Below are 18,796 nucleotides of genomic sequence, written 5' to 3'. Positions count from 1 at the left end.
GCGTCCCGATCCATTATGGCAATGCTGTTGAGACGTCCATCCTGTAGATCGACTTAAAGCCGCTCAGTCGGCGGGCTTGGCAACGGCCGAGTAGCGGTAATGTACAATGGTCCGAGATGGCTGGCCATTACGGACATAATTGCTGTACGTCGGCGATCCTGGAACAAGCTTCATGCAGGGGTCCGGCTGCGCCGCATCGGATTTCGTGATGACGCGGCAGCTCACGATATTGCCATCCGTCCCGATAACGCTTTCGAATTCCGTCACCTGTTCGAACTTGCCCGACGTCAGGTCGATCGGCGGCGCGGAGTCAGGAACCAGCCAGCTGACAGGCATATGATAGGTGCCAGCGGTCGGTCGGCCTTTCATGTCCGTCGCGGGGTTGAACCGTCCGCGTTCCATGACGATCTCGCACGTCTTGAGATCGAGGCTGGTGGTGCCACTCGACTCGCTGACTTTGCACGATATGACTTTTCCGTCGGAGCCGACGTCGACGTCTGCGACGACCCGTCCAGATCGATTGGCTCGAACGGCCTCAGGCGGATAATCATCAGCCGTTATCCACGTACCCGGGTTGCCGATCGGAACCGGCATCATCGGCCGCTGCGCCGCGGTTGCAGTGGTTACCGAGCAAATTGCGAAAGCTGCCCCAACCAATCGCTTGCCTGTCAATGTCATGTTGCTACCCCGCTGCCCGACCCAGAAGTAACCTAGGCGATCCTGCATGTCATCACCGCTCGCGCTCCCCTTCCCGTCAGCACCCGCCATTGCTGGGGTGACCGCATATGTGGCCCGCGCGCGGTACAAGGCGTGGGATCGGTGCGACCTGACCTTCGTGACGCTCGATCCGGGCACCGTCGTCGCGGGCGTGCTGACGACGAGCAAATGTCCGTCGCCCGAGGTGGAATGGTGCCGCGCGGCGCTGACGCTCGGGCAGGCGCGCGCGCTGGTGGTGAATGCGGGCAATTCGAACGCGTTCACCGGGTCGCGTGGCCGGGCGGCGGTCGAGGCGATCGCGGCGCGGACCGCGGCGCATGTAGGATGCCAGCCTTCGGACGTGTTCGTGTCCTCGACCGGCGTGATCGGCGTCCCGCTGCCGATCGACAAGGCCGAAGCCGGGCTGGATGCCGCGTTCGCCGCCGAACCCTGCGGCTGGGAGGATGCGGCCGCGACTATCATGACGACCGACACCTTCACGAAGGGCGCGGTGACGACCGCGGTGATCGGCGAACGCACGGTGACGCTGGTCGGCATCATCAAGGGTTCGGGGATGATCGCGCCGGACATGGCGACGATGCTCGGCTTCATCTTCACCGACGCCGCGGTCGAGCCCGAGTTCCTCCAAGCCGCGCTGTCGAAGGCGAACGCGCCAAGCTTCTCGTGCATCACCGTCGACAGCGATACTTCGACCAGCGACACGGTGCTGGCGTTCGCGACCGGCAAGGCGGGTAATGCGGTGCTAGCGGACGATGACAGCGTCGGCGCCGAGGCGTTCCGCGCGGCGCTGGCGGACCTCTGCCATCAGCTCGCGATGCTCGTCGTCCGCGACGGCGAGGGCGCGCAGAAGCTGATCGAGATCCAGGTGACTGGCGCCGAGAGCGACCGCAGCGCACACCGCATCGCGATGAGCATCGCCAATTCACCGCTGGTAAAGACCGCGATCGCGGGCGAGGACGCGAACTGGGGGCGCGTCGTCATGGCGGTCGGCAAGGCCGGCGAGCCCGCCGATCGGGATACGCTATCGATCCGGTTCGGGAATACGCAGGTCGCGGAAGGTGGCCTGGCGCTGAGCGGCTATGACGAAGCGCCGGTTGCGGCGCATCTGAAGGGCCAGGAGGTCGAAATCGGCGTCGATCTTGCGCTCGGCGACGGCCGGGCCACCGTGTGGACCTGCGACCTGACGCATGGCTATATCTCGATCAACGCAGACTATCGCAGCTGAAACCCTCGTCCGTCACCCCAGCGAAAGCTGGGGTATCCCGGTTGGCTAGGGTGCGGCCCGAACCGGGAGGTCCCAGCTTTCGCTGGGATGACGGAAGGCGCTAGTTCAGGCGAGCTCACCCTCGAGCCAGGCCTTCAACCGGCCCTTGGGCTCGGCGCCAACCTTGGTCGCTGCCGGTGCGCCGCCCTTGAACAGGATCATCGTCGGGATACCACGGACGCCGTACTTGCCCGGCGCGTCGGGGTTCTCGTCGATGTTGAGCTTGGCGATCGTCACCTTCTCGCCCAGTTCTTCCGAGATTTCCTCGAGCGAGGGTCCGATCATCTTGCACGGGCCGCACCATTCCGCCCAGAAATCGACGAGCACGGGCCCGTCCGCGTTCAGGACGTCTGCATCGAAGCTGGCATCGGTAATCTGCTTGGTCGCCATCGTGGATTCTCCTTCGTTGAACGCAATCTAGGGTCGCGCGTGTGTTCGCTCAACCACCGAGACGCTAGCTTTGCTCCGCGGGCCGATAGTGCGGCTTGTTCGCGGCCAGCGTCGCATCGCTGAGCACGATCAGCCGCGGCCCCGCGGTGTAGAGCAACGCCGCCTCGACCGATCGTCCCGGAAAGATCACGCCCAGCGCCTCGGCATAGGCCGCCATCTGTTTCAGATGATAATCGGGGACGTCGTCCAGCCCACCCGGCGCGCGCCGCCCGGTCTTGAAGTCGACGACCCGGATCCGGTCGGCCTCGATCAGCAGGCGATCGACCGTGCCCGACACGACGATACCATTCGGCAAGGTCGCCGCGATCGGCGCCTCGGCGAGCGTATCCGCGCCGAACAGATCGGCGAAGCGCGGATCGTCGAGCACCGCGACGACGCTGCGCACGATGTCCGCACGCGCCGCCGCGTCGTCGACGCCACCCGCCTTTGCCAGCCAGCGATCGGCCGCGGCGACACGATCGGCGGCAGCCACCGCGGGCAGCCGCTCGAACAACGCATGGATCAGCTGGCCCCGCTCCGCCGCGACTCGCATCGCGGGCGTCGGCGGCGGATCGGACACGGCGTCATCGCCCAGCGCGGACGGCGACAAGGGGCGCGGCGGACGCGCCTCGAGCGGCGCGGGTTCGTGCGCCCACGCCGGGAGATGCGCATCCGCCGGACGTTCGGCCAATGCCGATGCCTTGGCGCTCACCGCGGGCTGCGGATCGACCCCGACGAAACGCCGTTCCTCGCCGCTGCCCTCCTCGGAGGGCGGCACCGCAAGCGCGGTCAGCGCACGATCGGCCGCCGCGTACCAGCTATTCTCCGGCGGTACGCCTTTCGCGCGCGTGCCGAGCGCCCCCGCGATCACCAGCCGTTCCTCCGCGCGCGTCGCCGCGACGTAGAACAGCCGCCAATGCTCCTCGAGTTCGCGCTGCTCGGCCGCGGACACGACCGCATCCAGTGGCCCGCCGCGCTCGTTCGATCGCGGGCGGAACACCGGGATCGGCGCGGCCCCCGGCTCGGGCGCCCATTTCAGGATCGATCGCGGCGCCGCCGACGGGTCCGCGGTCGCATCCGCCAGGATCACCAACGGCGCCTGCAACCCCTTCGCACCATGCGCGGTCATCACCCGCACCGCATCGAGCGGCGCGGACGGATCGCGGACGATCTCGACATCGCCGCGATCGAACCAGTCGAGGAAGCGCTGCAACGATGGCGTCGTCGTGCTTTCGAACGTCAGCGCGGCGTTGAGCAGCTCCTCGATCGGATCGCGCGCCTCGGTCCCCAGCCGCCGGATCAGTTTCCGCCGTCCGTCGAGCGGGCCCGACAAAAGCTCCTCGAGAAACTGATACGGCGTGGCGATGTCCGCGCGCGCGAGCATCGCGAGCAACGGCGCGAGCCGCGCAGGCGACTGCGTGCGTTGCAGATGCCGCCAGAGCGGCCCCGCCTCGCGCGGCGCCGCCGCCATCAGCTCGTCCTGCGTCCACCCGATCAACGGCGACACGAGCAACGCCGCGACGCTCAGATCGTCCTCGGGCTGCAACACGAAGCGGATCGTCGCGAGCAGATCCTGCACCGCCAGCGGCGCGTTCAGCCGCAGCCGGTCGACCCCCGCCACCGGCACGCCCTCGGCATAAAGCCGCGCGACGATCAGCGAGGCGAGGTCGCCGCGCCGCTTGACGAGGATCATCACGTCCTCGGGCCGCAGCCTGCGCCCCTTGCTCTCGAGCATCAGCCCCGTGTCGGGCGCGAGCCAGCGCTTCACCGCGCGCGCGATGTCGCTGGCGAGCTTGCGCACCGCGTCGTCGACCCAGCCTTCCTCGTCGTCCTCGCTGCCGCCCGCCGAGACCGGTGGCCACAGCGTCACCGTCCCCGGCCCGGCCACTTCGCTGGCATGACGCTCGACCGCGCCCGCGATGCCGAGGCCCGGCTCGCCGATCGCGTCGATCGCTGCATCGACGAACTCCAGCACGGTCCGCGTCGAGCGGAACGAATGCCGCAGCGACAACCGCGCGAGCGGCAGCCCGCGCTCCTCCTCGGGCCAGTCGTCGTCGCCCAGCGCCTCGGTCGCCCGCCCGCCGAAATACTGTTCGGCCGCCTGGAAATTGAGCGGGTCGGTGCCCTGGAAGCCGAAGATCGCCTGCTTGTAATCGCCGACCGTGAACAGCGTCCGCGTCGACGGCGCGTAGATGCCGCGGCCGACGAAGAACTCGTCCGCCAGCGCGCGCACGATCCGCCACTGATGCCCGTTGGTGTCCTGCGCCTCGTCGATCAGCAGATGCTCGGTCGCCTGGTCGAGCTTGTAGCGCACCCATTCGCCGATCCCCGGCTGGTCGAGCAACGCCACCGTCGTCGCGATCAGGTCGTCGAAATCGACCGCGCCTGCGCGTCGCTTGGCCTGCGCATAGCCGCGCGCATAATCGCGCCCGACCTCGAGCCCGTCGCCGAGCAGATCGCAATAGGTCGCGCGCTGCACCATCGACAGCACGTCGGTGCACGCCTCGCCCAGATCGCGCGCGAGCACTTCGTAATCGGGATCGGCATCGATCAGCTTCTTCGATGCTTTGCGCAGCTCGCCCTTGCCGGTCAGCACGACGCCAGCGAGCTCGGACAGGGTCGCCGCGCGATCCTCGGAGCCGAGCCAACGCTGCACGGTCGCCGCCGCCGCGAGCCCCGTGGCCGTCCCCCAGGCACGATTGGCCGCCGCGATCCGCTCGATCGCGTTCAGATCCAGCGCATCGCACCACTCCGCGATCGCCTCGTCGATATCGCCCGACGGCAGGCCGAGTTCGCGGCGCAGCCACGGCTGGATCCCGACCGGCAGCGCCTCCAGCGCGGGCAACGCGCGCGCGCACGCCAGCAGGAACGCCTCCGCCCCGCCCTCGCCCATCCGCAGGCTCAGCCGCCCGACGATCTCGACCGGACGCTCGCGCCCCTCGCGCTCGGCATCCGACAACAGGCTCGCCAGCGCCTCGCGCGCGAGACCCGCCTCTTCGCGCGCCTCGAGCGGCCGGAACCCCGGCGTCAGCCCGGCCTCGACCGGGAACGCGGCGAGCAACCCCTGGCAGAAGCCGTGGATCGTCTGGATGCGCAAGCCCCCGCCCGGCGCGTCGAGCACCTTGGCGAACAACGTGCGCGCCCGATCCTGCAACGCCTGGACCGGACTCTCGCCGAGCGCGATCAGATCGGCCGCCAGCGCCGGCGCGGGCATCCGCACCCACGCGGCGAGCCGCCCGTTGATCCGCTGCGCCATCTCCGCCGCGCCCGCCTTGGTGAAGGTCAGGCACAGGATCGCACCCGGATCGACGCCGCGCAGCAGCAGCCGGAACACGCGCGCCGCCAGCACCTGCGTCTTGCCGGTGCCCGCCGACGCCGACAGCCAGACGTGCGACGACGGGTCGCTCGCATTGGCCTGCGCACCTCTCAGGCGGGGCAGCGTGGCGAGCGTATCACCGCTCACGGCCATACCATTCGTCGCGTCGCATCAGTTGGTCATACTCGGCATAGGGGGCATATTCGGGCACGAGCTTGGCGGTGAACGCCGCGCTGCCCGTGAGCCATTCGCCGACCACTTCGGTGAAGTTGTGCGCGGCGATCGCCGTGAACTCGGCGGTCGGGATCTTGTCGCGCTTGCCCTCGGGATCGACCGGGCTCTCGATATAGCCGAACGCATCGCGCTTCTTGCCGAGCGACCAATATTCGAACGCGCCCGCGGTGCCCGAGACGTCGGCGAACCCGCCGCGCTCGGCGATCAGCCCGAGTAGCCCGAGCTGGAGGCTGTAGCCGGCGCGCACCGCGGTCGGCGATGGCGGCTTGCCGGTCTTGTAGTCGATCACCGCCAGGCGACCATCGGCGAGCCGGTCGATCCGGTCGTAGCGCCCGGACAGGGTCACACCGGCGATCTCGATCTTGCCCTTGCCCTCGGCGCTGGCGACGCTGCGGCCATCCTCGCCCTGCGCCACGATCGCCCCCGCGATCCAGTCGATCGCCTCGAGCAGCCGCGGCTGCCACAGCGCACGCATCATCGGGTGCGTCCGCTCGTCGTCGAGCATCGCCTTGGCGCGCAGCCGCAGCGTGTCGACGGTGCAGCCGTCCTGCTTCCACCATTGTTCGAGAATATCGTGCACCGCGGTCCCGCGCCACGCCGCGCTCGGATCGGCATCGACCGGATCGAGCGGCATCAGCCCGAGCACGCGCCGCGCGTAAAAGGCGTAGGGGTCGGCCTTCAGGCGATCGACCTCGGTGACGGAAATCGCCCTGGGCCGCAGCAGCGCGGGCGGCGACGGCGCGGGACGATCGGCGGGCCGATGCTCGCCCGGATCGTCGAGCGCGCGCGTCCAGCCCTCCAGCGCCGACGCGCGCTCGAACCGATCGCCCGCCAGCGCCTGCAACCGAAGCCAGAGCCGCGACGCCAGCGCCGGCGACTTCGCATCGCGCCGCGCGCGCGTCACGACCGCGCGGGGGGCGCCCAACGCCTGCGCGAAATCATGTGCCGCGGTGCCGACACGCCGCTCCAGACCCGGCAGGCCGAGCTCCATGCGGATGCGCGGCGCGAGCCACGGATCGGGCGCAGGCCGCCCCGGCCAGACGCCTTCGTTCAGCCCGCCCAGCACCATCACGTCCGCGGTCTGCAACCGCGCCTCGATCAGGCCATAGATCGCCAGCCGCGGATGCCCGCCCGGCGCCGGCCGCACCGCGACCTCGTCGAGCAGCGTCCGCAGCAATTGCGGCACCTCGCGCGGATCGACCCGCGGCGGTCCGGCGGGCGCTTCGGCTTCGAGATCGGCGAGGAACTCCGCCGCGGCACGGCCCGCGAGCCCTGACCAGAGATTGTCGCCGCACAGGCTCTGCGCCGTCTCGCGCAGGCAGGCGAGCACCGAGGCCAAGGGCTGCGGTCCCTGATCGAACGCGCCGGCCAGTGGCGTCAGCAGCGGCTGTACGTCGCCCCACCACGTCGCCGCGGTGCCCTTGCGCTCCTCCAGATGCCCGGCGATCCCGTCGAGCCCCGCCGCAGGCCGCGGCCCGCGCAACCGTCGGTCGAGCGCGCGCGCGCCGTCGAGCCATAGCAACCGATCCTCACCGCTGCGCACCAGCGGATGCTTGAGCAGCGCCAGCAACGCGAGCGGCGAGAAGCGCTGCGCCGCCGCCTCCGCGAGCGCTAGCAACAGCGTCCCCGGTGGCAGGATCGACAGAGGTCGCCCCGCGCTGTCGTCGATGCCGATGCCCCAACGCCCGAGATGCGCCGCTACTCGTCGCGCCAGCGCACGATCCGGCGTGACGAGCGCCGCGGTCCGCTCCGGCACTTCCAACGCCTCGCGCAACACGAGCGCAATCGCCTGAGCCTCCTCCGCCGGCGTTGCGAGTTCGGCGGCCGTGACCCCCTTCAGGCGGCGATCCTCCGCCGCGATCTGCGTCCACTTGCCCGTGAAATCCGCAGGCGCCAGCGCGTTGGCGATCGCCCGGCCGCGCGCGGCATCGGCGTCGTGCCCGCCGCCCTCGCGCCACGTCTGCACCTCGCCGCGCGCGACGCCCATGCGCAGGAGCATCAGCTTGGCATCGAACTGCGGATGCGTCTCGATCGAGCGCCGCGTGAGCCCGGTCACGGGGTGCGGATCATGCGGGCCGAGCGCGTCCCATTCCTCGTCGGGCAGCGCCAGATCGAGACCGGCGAACACCACCATCCCGTGCGGCATGTCGGCGATGCAGCGGAGCAGCCGTGCGACCGCCGGTGCAGAATCGGTCACGCCCGCCGCACACACGATCCCGGCGGGCGGCGCGCTCCGCCAACGCTGCGCAAGCCGGTCGAGCAGTGCCGAGCGCCGCGTCGCCGCATCGATCCGCTCGAGCCGCGCGAGTTCGCCCGGCCAGCGCTGCAGCACGATCTCGAACGTCGCCAGCGCGCGACGCCAATGCTCGGTCAGTTCGGGGCCCAGCTCGATATCGCGCAACCTGGTCGGCGGCACCTCCTCGACCAGCAGCTGGTCGAGCGTCCGCGCGAGCTCCCCCGCCAGCCGCACCGCCTCCGCGGCATCGACCGGATGCCCTTCGCGGGCCCGCTCTTCGGACACCAGCCGCACGAGGATCATGCGGCGCTGATAGGGCGGCACCGCGGGCAGCGGCGGATCGATGTCGTCGGCGGGATCGAGCGCGGCGCCGACCGCCTCGCCCATCTCCGGATCGCCCAGCGCGACCAGCCGCGGCAGAACGAGCCCGCCGCCGCTCGCACGCACGAACGCCTCGGTCACCGCCTTCACCGCGCGGTTGTTCGGCAGCACGACCAGCGCGCGCGCCAGTGCCAGCGGATCGCGCCCCGCCTGCCGCATCAGCCCGGCGACCAGCGCATCGGCAAACGCCCGGTGCGCGGGGATCGTGTACAGCGTCGGACGACCCGCCGTGGCGCTATCAGCCATCCGCGAGGATCGCCTCGGTCCGCGGAATCGCGGCGGGCGTCCCGACATCGAACCACAGGCCCTGATGGACCTGCCCATAAGCGCGGCCCGCCGCGATCGCGCGGTCCCAGAACAGGTTGGTCGAGAACGGCCCCTCAGGCCAGTCGGCGATCAGCCGCGGGTGGAGGATCTGGATGCCGGTATAGGCGAACGGCGCGAGCCGGCCGGACTTGCGCCGCCCGCTGATCCGCCCATCGGCGGCGAGATAGAAATCGCCCGGCCCGCGGTGATTATGCGCGCGCGCAAGCGGCACCATCAGCAGCAGCGCATCCATCTTGGCATCGTCCCAGCGCGACGCGAGCAGCTTGATCGCATCGACCGGTCCGTCGATCCACAGATTGTCGCTGTTGACCACCAGCACCGGCGCGTCGCCGAGCAGGCCGCGCGCCTGGACGAGCCCGCCGCCCGTCTCCATCAGCATCTTGCGCTCGTCGGAGATCACGACGTCGATCCCGTCGAACCGGTCGGTGACATGCGCCTCCAGCGTGTCCGCGAGGTAATGCACGTTGACGACCGCGCGCTTGATGCCGGCCGCTTGCAATCGCGCGAAGACGTGATCGATCAGCGGCTTGCCTGCCACCTTGACCAAAGGCTTGGGCCGCGTCGCGGTCAGCGGCCGCATCCGCTTGCCGAGGCCCGCCGCCATCACCATCGCCGTCTCGGGTACGGTACCACGCGGGACGGGGCGGATCGTCTGCTGGCGGCTCATGCCGACAGCACCAGCGGATCGCCGCGCAACGCGGGCGGTATGTTGGCCGCGAACCAGGCCGCGACCGGCGCCATCACCGGCTGTGCGAGGTCGCGCTCCAGATACGCCCAGACGCGCGGGCACATCGTCGGGTAATGCGGCTTGCCATCGCGCTGCCACAGCCGCGTGAAGATGCCGAGGATCTTGGCATTCCGCTGCGCACCGAGCACGTGATACGCATCCATGAACGCCGCGTCGGCGTCAGTGGCCGCGCGATACCGCTCCAGCATCGCCGCCTCGACCGTCGGATCGACGGTCCGCCGCGCATCCTGCAACAGCGACACGAGATCGTAAGCCGGATGCCCTGCGAGCGCGTCCTGGAAATCGAGCAACCCCAGCGACCGCTCCGGCCCGACGAGCATCAGATTTTCGGCATGATAATCGCGCAGCACGGTGACCGGCGTTTCGGCGATCGCATGGTCGAACACCGCCTCCCACGCCGCGTCCCAGCCGGCGAGATCGGGCGCGATCCCGACCGCCGGGCAATACCATTCGACGAACAGCCCCGCCTCGCGCCGCAGCACCGCGCGATCATAAGGGGGGACGGGTCCAGCCGGCTCCGCGCGCAACCGCACCAGCAGGTCGATCGCCGGCGCGTATAGCGACAGCTCCTGATCGGGCGCTGCGTCGACCGCCTCGCGCAACCGATCGTCGCCGAAATCCTCGATCAGCACGAGCCCCTGGTCGAGATCGCACGCCAGGATCGCCGGCGCCGCGAAGTCGCGCTCGACGAGCCATTCGGCCACCGCAATGAACGGCCGCGGGTCCTCATGCGGCGGCGGCGCGTCCATCAGGATCGCCTGCCGCTCTCCATCAACCGCGCGAAAATAGCGCCGGAACGACGCATCGCCCGCGACCGGAAGGATGTTCGCCCCTCCCCAGCCATGAGCGTCGAGAAAAGCGGCGGCGCCGGGCGGCGGGGTCATGTCGGCCATCGCGACCTCCAAGCTTCCGGCACGCCGATAGTCAAGCCGCGCGTGCCATCCGGCTCGATCGTCAGGCTCAGTCGAAGCGCATCGGGCCAATAGTCCGGCCCCGCGCGCTCGGGCCATTCGACCAGCAGCAGCGAATCATAGCGTGCGTCGTCGAGCGCGAGTTCCTCTATCTCGGCGGGGTCATCAATCCGGTAGAGGTCGACGTGCATGACGGGAAAGCGAACCTCAGGCGGCTCGTAAGGCTGGACGATCGCAAAACTGGGCGACGGCGCCTCGCCAACGAGCCCAAGTGCCGCAAGCAGTCCCCGCGCGACACTGGTCTTCCCCGCACCGAGTGTGCCCTGGAGCGTGATGACGTCGCCGGGACGAACTCGCTCGGCCAGCAGAGCGCCGAACGCCTCGGTAGCTTGTGGATCGGGTAGCAGGATCACGCGCATGAGCCCTCTCCCCCTCGGGGAGAGGGTTGGGTGAGGGGCCGTTCCGGGCGCAGCACTGCGTGGCAGCCCCTCACCCCGACCCTCTCCCCGCAGGGGAGAGGGAGCAGACGTTGCACGCTCATCGCCGCGGCAATTCTACGGTAATCAGCGTGCCCGCCCCCGGCTCCGACACCAGCTCGATCGTCCCGCCATGCGCCTCGACGAACTGCTTGGCGAGCGGCAGGCCCAGCCCCAACGCCCGATCCCCCATCGGCTTGGACTCGGCAAACCGGTCGAACGCGTGCGCAACGGCCTCCGCATCCATCCCGACCCCGTCGTCCGACACGACGATCCGCGCCGAGGTCGCATTGCCGTCGGTATGCAGCAGCACGCGCCCGCCATCCTGCGTCGCCGCAACCGCGTGGCGCAGCAGATGCTCGACGACCTCCTTCAGCCGCTTCGGATTGCCGTTCACCCGCCCGGTCGACCGCGCCACCTCGACCGCGAAGTCGAGCTTGCGCCGCTTGGCGGACGGCAGGATCGTCTCCGCCGCCGCGCGGACGGTAGTCGCGAGATCGACGTCGCTCCGATCGGTCTCCTCGCGGTCGCTCTCCGCGCGCGTCAGGTCGAGCACGTCGTCGACCAGCAGTCCGAGCCGCTCGACCGATTCAAGGATCGCGCCGACATAGCCCTCGGCCTGCGGCGTCATCGCCCCCGCATAGCCGCCGTGCAGCATCTCCGCGAACCCGCTGATCGAGGTGAGCGGCGTGCGCAACTCATAGCTCATATTCGCCACGAACGCGGTCTTGACCTTGTCGGCCGCCTCCAGCGCGTTCGCCCGGTCGCGCAACGCCTGCTCCGCACGCCGGCTGTCGGTGATGTCGAGCATCGTGAACAGCGCGTTGCCATCGGGCAGCGGCACGCCCGCGAATTCGAAATGCCGCCCATCGGCAAACGCCACGCGCCCGCCACGCTGCTGCCGCTCGACCGTCGCCGAGCGCACCAGATCGGGGATCAGCGCCGACCGGTTGGGCGTCAGCAGCTTGCCGCCCGCCGCCTCGGCAAACGCGTCGACCCGCGGATGCGACGCTAGGAACTCCTCCTCCAGCCCCCACAACAGCCGGAACCGGTTGTTCCACAACTGCAACCGCCCATCCGCCGCGAACACGCCGAGCGCCTCGAACAGATTGTCGAACGTCGCGGTCCGCACGCGCAGCAGCGTATCGCGCGCGCTGGCGAGCTGGACCTGCTCGGTCCGGTCCTCGAAGATCAGCAGCAGGCCGCCATCGGGCAAGGGCTGCGCGACCACGCGAAGATGCGTGCCGCCGCGCAGGTGCCAATTCTCCTCCATCGCGCCGCCGCTCTGCCCGCCGGCCTGCGACGAGCCGGTCTGCATGAACCAGTCGCGCCGCTCCGCCTTCCAGCTCGGAAAGTCGCGGACTTCGGGCAGGCGGTTCGCCTCGCGCATACGCTCCAGCACCCGGTCGAACTCGGGCCGGTCGGCGAGCCATTCGCTCCGCATCGCAAACATCCGCCGGAACGGCTGGTTGCAGAAGACCAGCGACCGGTCCCCGCCGAACTGCGCGACGCCCGCCGACAAACGGTCGAGCATCGCGCGCTGCGCCTCGGCAAACCGCTTGGCGCCCGACCGCGCCTGCTCGAGCTCTTCGATATCGATCGCGAACCCGGCAACGCCGCCGCTCGGCAACGGCACGTCGTAGATCTGCAGCGACCGGCGCGCGCCGTCGATCGTCGCAGGCAGGACCTGCTGGTGCGGCCGCCCCTGCTCGCGCGCGACCGCGGCGCCGGCCAGCGGCCCGCCACGCCCCGACCCCTCGACCAGTTCGAGCCCGCGCGCGACCACGTCGGCGGCGTCACGGCCCTCGACCGCGTCGACATAGGCGGTGTTCACCATCGCCAGCCGCAAATCGGTTGCGCGGTACCACATCGGCATCGGCGCGGCCTCGATCAGCCCGGTCAGCGAGTCGTAGGCGGACCCCAGCCGTTCGGTCTCCGCCGCAAGCCGCGCAATCTCCGCCTCGCTGTCGGTGGCATCGAACGCCCAGAGCAGCACAGCCCCGCTCGCACCCATCTCGCCCGATGCGCGCGCGCCACGAAACGTAATCGCCCGCGTCGAGCCGACCAGTCGCACCGAGCGCACGAACGCCCGCCCCGACCGCTGCGCCGCGGTAATGTCGGCGATCAGCCGCGCGGCATCCTCGGGCGAAAGCCCCGTCCCACCGGTGGCCAGTTCGCCGATCGACCGCGGCGGCGCATCGAGCCCGAGCCAGTCCGCCATCCGCTGCGTCATCTCAATCCGCCCGCCCGAGCGGATCACCGTCACGATCGCCGGCGACCCGTCGAGCACCGCGCGCAAATGCGCATTGGCCTCGACCGCCTCCGCCGCAGCCCCGCGTGCGCGTAAGCCGAGAAACACCAGCACGCCCCCTGCAACCACGAACGCGAGCAGGAGTGCACCCGCCAGCAGACCCGTACCGGCCCCCAGGACCATCATCGTTCAAGCATGCGCGCGACCATCCCGCCATCTAGGCCAACCCCGTGCCGATAGGGAAGAGGATGCGGCGCATTCGCGGAGGTGATGATGGCGCCGGTGCCCGGCTGGCCGAGGCTGGGGCTAATCGACATCACGCCACGATACCTCGGCGTGCACGCGCGGCGGCGGCTACCCCCACCCTGTTGCAGAATTGTGTCACCATGGGGCGAAAGCGACAACATTAGTGACCATTCGTCGCATTGCGCTTTCCAAATCAACCGCGGAACGGTCTGGGGCCGCATCATCGTACGCGTTAATGACGAAGGAATGGCGTTTGCCTCGGACTCTGCTTCTCACTGCAACAATTCTCGCTGCTGGCGCACTCGCCGTACCGGCATCTGCGCAGGACGTTCCTGCTGCGGCCCCCGCCGCGACACAGGATCAGGCCACGGTCGCCCCGGCCGCAGAAGCGCCGGCAACCGATGACACGATCGTCGTGACCGGCTCGCGCATCCGTCGTCCCGATCTCGAATCCGCCTCGCCGGTCGCGGTGGTCGATTCCCAGCAGATCCAGTCGCAGGGCATCGTCAACACCCAGGACCTGCTGCAGAAGCTGCCGCAGGTCGGCATTCCCGGCCTCAGCCGCACGAACAGCAACTTCGCGACCTCGGGTAACGGCATCGCGACGATCAACCTGCGCAACCTCGGCGATTCTCGAACGCTGGTGCTCGTCAACGGCCGTCGCTTTGTACCGGGCGTCGCAGGAACCTCGGTGGTCGACGTCAACAACATCCCCGCCGATTTCGTCGAGCGGATCGAAGTCGTCACCGGCGGCGCGTCGGCAATCTACGGATCCGATGCCATTGCCGGCGTCGTCAACTACGTGACGAAGACCGACATGCAAGGCATCATCGCCCGCGCGCAATATGGCCTCACCAGCCGCGGCGACAACCCGAACTACACCGCCAGCATTACCGGCGGCACGAAGTTCGGCGAGGACGATCGCGGGTCGATCATCGTCAACGGGACCTATTCGAAGGATCTCGGCCTGCTGTCGCGCAAGCGCGGTATCTCGGCTGAAGACTGCTCGGCAGCGGGTTGCGGCCCGCAGTCGTACAGCTCCTATTCCGCGCAGGGCCGCTTCCAGTTCCGGAACGGCGCCAACGAGTCGACGAACGCCGGCGGCTATGCCAGCAACCTGTTCTCGTTTAACCCGGACAATTCGGTCGTCGCCGGCGGTGGCACGGGGTTCAACCGCAATTCGGTGCGCCGCATCTCGACGCCGGTCGAACGCTATCTCGCAGCCGGCGCCGCGCAGTACAAGTTCAGCGACTCGGTCACGGCCTTCCTCGAGGGCACCTACGCCAAGACGAAGTCCAGCTCGCAGCTCGAGGCGCTCGCACTCGATTCGCAGCTCGATACCGGCGTCGGCTACGGGATCGACAATCCGTACATCCCTGCATCGATCCGCCAGCAGATCACCGCGCGCAACAGCGATGGCATCGCATCGAACGACGTGACCTCGATCGACTTCCGTCGTCGCCAGAACGAGGTGTTCAGCCGCAGCAATACGAACGATCGCGACACCTTCCGCATCGCCGGCGGCTTCCGCGGCGATATTAGCCCCAAATGGCGCTACGAAGTGTCGGGCGTCTATGGCCAGCTGAAGGACAGCACCAGCAGCCAGGACATCGACATCACGAAGTACGCGAACGCGCTCGACGCGGTCACGGACGCCACAGGTACGATCGTCTGCCGCGATGCCACAGCCCGCGCAGCCGGCTGCGCCCCGATCAACCTGTTCGGGTACAACACAGCGAGCGCCGCCGCATCGAACTATGTCCAGTCCGACGTGCCACGTTCGGTCGAGATCAAGAATACGCAGTTCGTCGCCAACGCCAGCCTCAACGGTTCGCTCCTGACGCTGCCCTATGGCGATGTTCAGGTCGCTCTTGGCGCTGAGTATCGCCGCGAGAAGAGCAGCGAGAATTGGGACGCGCTGACCAACGCAGGTCTGAATTCGGGCAACCAGACGCCCGATACGGTCGGCAAGTTCAACGTGAAGGAGCTGTTCGGCGAGATCGACATTCCGATCCTGAAGAACGTGCCGTTCGTTAATTCGCTGAGCCTGCAGGGTGCTGCGCGCTATTCGGACTACTCGACGATCGGTACCGTGTTCAGCTGGAACGCCGGCGGTGAATATTCGCCGGTCCAGGGCCTGCGTTTCCGCGGCAACTATGCCATCGCGAACCGCGCGCCGAACATCAACGAACTGTTCTCGTCCGCGTCGGAGACCTTCCCGCCCGGCATCCAGGATCCGTGCGACGGCGTCACCGCCGCATCGGCCGGGACTTATGCCAATGCCTGCCGTCAGATCCCGGCTATCGCCGCTGCGGTGCGCAACGGCGGGACGTTCCAGTACACGCTGGCGGATATTCAGAGCATCAACGGCTTTGACGGCGGCAATCGCAACCTGCAGGAGGAGAAGGGCAAAACCCTGACGCTCGGCGCAGTGATCGCGCCGGATCAAGTCCGAGGCTTCAGCCTGACGGTCGACTATTTCGACATCAAGCTGAGCAACGCGATCGGCATCATCCCCCGCTCGACGTCGATCCAGCAGTGCCTGCTGACCAGCGAGCCGCAGTTCTGCAACAACGTCATCCGCTACGACAACACCGGCTACATCAAGACGGTGAATGCGCAGAACATCAACATCTCCGACACCAAGACCCGCGGCATCGATGTCAACGCACGTTATGGTCGTGCACTCGGCCTGACGACGGACGATCGTCTCGACGTCAGCGTTCTGTACACGCACACGCTCCGCTATCAGACGCAGTCCGATCCCGCCGCCCCGGTCAACAGCGGCGTCGGTAACCTGGAATACGGTGCGGCATTCCGCGACAAGGTCAATGCGACGGCCAGCTACCGCACGGGTCCGTTCAGCGTGAACTGGACCACGACGTATCTCAGCCCGATGCTCGATACCCCGCGTGACGAGTTCGCTGAAACCTCGGAAGGCCTTTCGCCCGAGATCGCGGCGCATAACGAGATCGCGTCGCGCTTCTATCACGACGTGCAGGTTCGTGCGCGCGTCGGCGAGGAGAGCAAGCAGATGGAGATGTTCTTTGGCGTCACCAACCTGTTCGATCGCAAGCCGCCGAAGCTCGAAGACAACGTCTTCTACGGCTCGATCACCGGCACCACGACCGCAGCGGACGTCTACGATCCGATCGGCCGCCGCTTCTATGTCGGCGCTCAGTTGAGGTTCTAGTAACCGACCGTCTTCGGACGATCAGGCGAGCGGGGCAGGCAACTGCCTCGCCCGTTTGCGTTTAGGGTGGCCGCGCTAGGGGTGCGATAGCCTTGGATCGAAGATCGCTCGCTAGCGTCTACCGTAGCCAATTTGACAAAGCCTAACCGCTCATCCGCCGGCCGGCAGGATACTTGTGCTTTGGGTGAATGCCCGTGCGCCATTCCGGACCGTTCAAAATGTCGCCGCTACAATGCCGCCCGGTGGCCGCATCATCGCGACCTTCAACAGCGTTGCGGATCGCATGTCGAACGGCGTGACCTGATACGCGACGAGCAGGGCGGCGCTTGTCAGCATGACCAGGGGCTTGGCGCTCGACCTCGGACTTCGTTCGCCTCAACTCCATCTCGGCCGGTGCGCACCTCCGCCGGGAAAGCGCAAACTCCATCCAAAATGATATTCTTTTTGCCGGACCGAAGCTGGGCGCCACGTCGCGCCTATAAAGATTTCAAGCCAGCCAATTGGCAAGGGATCTCACATGAACCGAGTGAAAAAAGGCGCGTTGGGCGCAGTGATGGCGCTCGCCTCCACTTCGGCGACGGCACAGGATTATTCGGACGTTCCCGCCTTTTTGGCGGGGTCCGAGATTGCCGTCGGGGTGCTCGAGCATGCCGCCAACTTCCATCCGCTGTCAGGCAGGATGACGCTCGACATGCCCACGCGCAGGATCGGCCGCATCTATGGCGCCAAGAAGGAAAACTGCAAGGCCGACGTCCAGTTCACATACCGGAGCCCGCCGCTGAATTTCTTCTTGAAGCCGCGGCTTACCGCCAAGATCCAGGTCAGCACCGGCGGCCGCACCAACTTTGCCAGCTTTGGCCAGGAGTGGCGGCAGGACACCCTGCATGGCTGGCTCTATGGTCAGGCCGGCATCGGGATCGCCGTTCATGACGGTTATAGCTTCACCCCCGATCCGTACGCGCACGACCTGACGGCCAGCGAGGTCCATCGTAGACGCCAGATCTCCTCGCGCCGCACGTCGTTCGGATCGCCCGTGCTGTTCAACCCCAACGCTTCGATCGGCGTCCGCGTCAGCGAGCGCTGGGCGGTCGAGGCAAGCTGGGAGCATTTCAGCCATGCCGGCCTGTTCTCCAAACGGAATCCCGGCATCGACAATATCGGCCTTCGACTCGTGCGAACGCTGGGGCGATGAAGCGCCGAGCGCGATCGGTAGGGTCGTCCGCCAGTCCCAGGCTACTCGCCGATGCTGAGCAACAGCGCGCCGAGCTGCTCCAGCTGCTCCGGCAATGCGGCGGCCGAGCCCTGTAGGGCGTCCTCGCGCGCCGCCTCGGAAGGATAGACCTCGCGCAGCGTCAGTCGCGTCGCCCCGCCTTCATCCTCGAAGATCACGGTGGTGACGGCGCCCTCCTCCCCCTCGTCGTTGGTCCAGACGATCAGCGCGTCTTGCACCACGTCCAGATATCTGCCGTGGAACACCATCGTGTCCGTCCCCCCGGCGCCGAATTCCAGGCGGTATGTGCCGCCGGTTCGGACGTCGAGATCACACGCCATCAGCGCGACGCCGGGCATCGAGTCCGGTACCCACCAGCGCCGGAACAGCGTGGGCTCGCTCCACGCCCTGTACACCGTGGCGGGTGCAGCGCTGAACCGCCGCGTGACGACGAGCGCCCGGTCGCCCCTGCGCTCGACCGTCGCGGCGATCGTGCCAGACCCGGGATGGTCAACGCGCGTATCCATCGGCTTGTCCTTCATCCAACCGCTGATATCGTCCAATGCTGTGAGCTGATCTTCGAAGAGCGTTCGGTCCGCGTCGATCCCCTCGCCTGCGCGCCGCGGCCGGGCCGCCGAGCCTCGCTGCCCCCGCACGTCCGACGCTCTGTAGCGCGAAGAGCACCGTCCGCTCGAGGACTTGCATGCGCTGGTCGGTTTCAGTCTGCGCCATCGGGAGCGTGTCGGCAAGACTGGTGCCGCATGTCCCACGCGGCTGACGTTTCCCGATCCCGCGGCGGTCGCCGGATCCCTTGCGTCGCGCGGGACTTGCGCGGACGCCGGGGTTGAACCCCGGAC

13 protein-coding genes are annotated in these 18,796 nt (G+C 68.2%); 3 read left to right on the top strand and 10 right to left on the bottom strand.

The genetic code is table 11. The annotated features are described in order from the left end of the window. Window positions 1-63: 63 nt before the first annotated feature. Complete coding sequence (locus C8J26_RS08825) at window positions 64-678, bottom strand: energy transducer TonB (protein WP_162237047.1); 615 nt, start codon at window positions 676-678, stop codon at window positions 64-66. A 46-nt stretch (window positions 679-724) separates the two neighbouring features. Between C8J26_RS08825 and argJ the strand changes: the two genes are divergently transcribed. After that, complete coding sequence (argJ, locus tag C8J26_RS08820) at window positions 725-1,942, top strand: bifunctional glutamate N-acetyltransferase/amino-acid acetyltransferase ArgJ (RefSeq protein ID WP_107957536.1); 1,218 nt, start codon at window positions 725-727, stop codon at window positions 1,940-1,942. A 105-nt stretch (window positions 1,943-2,047) separates the two neighbouring features. On the opposite strand, the gene trxA is transcribed toward argJ, so the two are convergent. The 7 genes from trxA to C8J26_RS08785 all read right to left on the bottom strand — a co-directional run bounded on the left by trxA (window position 2,048) and on the right by C8J26_RS08785 (window position 13,476). Continuing rightward, window positions 2,048-2,371 (bottom strand): thioredoxin TrxA, encoded by a 324-nt coding sequence (trxA, locus tag C8J26_RS08815; protein WP_055877560.1) that lies wholly within the window; start codon window positions 2,369-2,371, stop codon window positions 2,048-2,050. Between the two features lie 64 nt (window positions 2,372-2,435). After that, the gene (gene addA / locus C8J26_RS08810) at window positions 2,436-5,879 is read right to left on the bottom strand and encodes a double-strand break repair helicase AddA (protein ID WP_167398798.1); all 3,444 of its coding nucleotides are present in this window, start codon (window positions 5,877-5,879) and stop codon (window positions 2,436-2,438) included. Further along, window positions 5,863-8,823, bottom strand: a complete 2,961-nt coding sequence (gene addB, locus C8J26_RS08805; RefSeq protein ID WP_107957535.1) for a double-strand break repair protein AddB — start codon at window positions 8,821-8,823, stop codon at window positions 5,863-5,865. The genes addA and addB overlap by 17 nt, the downstream gene beginning before the upstream one ends. Beyond that, window positions 8,816-9,571: a nucleotidyltransferase family protein gene (locus tag C8J26_RS08800; protein ID WP_107957534.1), complete on the bottom strand. Its 756-nt coding sequence runs from the start codon at window positions 9,569-9,571 to the stop codon at window positions 8,816-8,818. Before C8J26_RS08800 ends, addB begins: the two co-directional genes overlap by 8 nt. After that, window positions 9,568-10,536, bottom strand: coding sequence for an aminoglycoside phosphotransferase family protein (locus C8J26_RS08795; protein ID WP_208631363.1), 969 nt, complete (start codon window positions 10,534-10,536; stop codon window positions 9,568-9,570). The genes C8J26_RS08800 and C8J26_RS08795 overlap by 4 nt, the downstream gene beginning before the upstream one ends. Continuing rightward, the gene (gene tsaE / locus C8J26_RS08790; RefSeq protein ID WP_107957532.1) at window positions 10,533-10,982 is read right to left on the bottom strand and encodes a tRNA (adenosine(37)-N6)-threonylcarbamoyltransferase complex ATPase subunit type 1 TsaE; all 450 of its coding nucleotides are present in this window, start codon (window positions 10,980-10,982) and stop codon (window positions 10,533-10,535) included. Before tsaE ends, C8J26_RS08795 begins: the two co-directional genes overlap by 4 nt. Before the next feature lie 118 nt (window positions 10,983-11,100). After that, entirely contained in the window at window positions 11,101-13,476 is a 2,376-nt protein-coding gene (locus C8J26_RS08785) for a PAS domain-containing sensor histidine kinase (protein WP_107957531.1), read from the bottom strand. A gap of 313 nt (window positions 13,477-13,789) precedes the next feature. Between C8J26_RS08785 and C8J26_RS08780 the strand changes: the two genes are divergently transcribed. After that, the gene (locus C8J26_RS08780; RefSeq protein ID WP_162237046.1) at window positions 13,790-16,729 is read left to right on the top strand and encodes a TonB-dependent receptor domain-containing protein; all 2,940 of its coding nucleotides are present in this window, start codon (window positions 13,790-13,792) and stop codon (window positions 16,727-16,729) included. A gap of 213 nt (window positions 16,730-16,942) precedes the next feature. On the opposite strand, the gene C8J26_RS21065 is transcribed toward C8J26_RS08780, so the two are convergent. Continuing rightward, window positions 16,943-17,065 carry a hypothetical protein gene (locus tag C8J26_RS21065; RefSeq protein WP_268796170.1) on the bottom strand — a complete coding sequence of 41 codons (123 nt, stop codon included), beginning with the start codon at window positions 17,063-17,065 and terminating at the stop codon, window positions 16,943-16,945. Between the two features lie 181 nt (window positions 17,066-17,246). On the opposite strand from C8J26_RS21065, the gene C8J26_RS08775 reads away from it, so the two are divergent. Then, window positions 17,247-17,921 carry an acyloxyacyl hydrolase gene (locus C8J26_RS08775; protein WP_107957530.1) on the top strand — a complete coding sequence of 225 codons (675 nt, stop codon included), beginning with the start codon at window positions 17,247-17,249 and terminating at the stop codon, window positions 17,919-17,921. Window positions 17,922-17,962: 41 nt separating this feature from the next. On the opposite strand, the gene C8J26_RS08770 is transcribed toward C8J26_RS08775, so the two are convergent. Continuing rightward, entirely contained in the window at window positions 17,963-18,466 is a 504-nt protein-coding gene (locus C8J26_RS08770) for an SRPBCC domain-containing protein (RefSeq protein WP_107957638.1), read from the bottom strand. Window positions 18,467-18,796 lie beyond the last annotated feature (330 nt).

Origin of the sequence: Sphingomonas aurantiaca (assembly GCF_003050705.1) — a bacterium.
In the GTDB taxonomy this organism is placed as follows: domain Bacteria; phylum Pseudomonadota; class Alphaproteobacteria; order Sphingomonadales; family Sphingomonadaceae; genus Sphingomonas; species Sphingomonas aurantiaca.
Note: the sequence above shows the minus strand (reverse complement) of the source record. Positions and strands in the feature narration are given on the sequence as shown.

Bases quoted from the DNA above. Each gene is read 5' to 3' on its own strand.
- tsaE (WP_107957532.1), bottom strand. From the start codon at position 10,982: ATGCGCGTGATCCTGCTACCCGATCCACAAGCTACCGAGGCGTTCGGC.
- C8J26_RS08825 (WP_162237047.1), bottom strand. From the start codon at position 678: ATGACATTGACAGGCAAGCGATTGGTTGGGGCAGCTTTCGCAATTTGC.
- C8J26_RS08785 (WP_107957531.1), bottom strand. From the start codon at position 13,476: ATGATGGTCCTGGGGGCCGGTACGGGTCTGCTGGCGGGTGCACTCCTG.
- addA (WP_167398798.1), bottom strand. From the start codon at position 5,879: ATGGCCGTGAGCGGTGATACGCTCGCCACGCTGCCCCGCCTGAGAGGT.
- C8J26_RS21065 (WP_268796170.1), bottom strand. From the start codon at position 17,065: ATGCTGACAAGCGCCGCCCTGCTCGTCGCGTATCAGGTCACGCCGTTC.
- addB (WP_107957535.1), bottom strand. From the start codon at position 8,823: ATGGCTGATAGCGCCACGGCGGGTCGTCCGACGCTGTACACGATCCCC.
- C8J26_RS08800 (WP_107957534.1), bottom strand. From the start codon at position 9,571: ATGAGCCGCCAGCAGACGATCCGCCCCGTCCCGCGTGGTACCGTACCC.
- trxA (WP_055877560.1), bottom strand. From the start codon at position 2,371: ATGGCGACCAAGCAGATTACCGATGCCAGCTTCGATGCAGACGTCCTG.
- argJ (WP_107957536.1), top strand. From the start codon at position 725: ATGTCATCACCGCTCGCGCTCCCCTTCCCGTCAGCACCCGCCATTGCT.
- C8J26_RS08770 (WP_107957638.1), bottom strand. From the start codon at position 18,466: ATGGATACGCGCGTTGACCATCCCGGGTCTGGCACGATCGCCGCGACG.
- C8J26_RS08775 (WP_107957530.1), top strand. From the start codon at position 17,247: ATGAACCGAGTGAAAAAAGGCGCGTTGGGCGCAGTGATGGCGCTCGCC.
- C8J26_RS08795 (WP_208631363.1), bottom strand. From the start codon at position 10,536: ATGACCCCGCCGCCCGGCGCCGCCGCTTTTCTCGACGCTCATGGCTGG.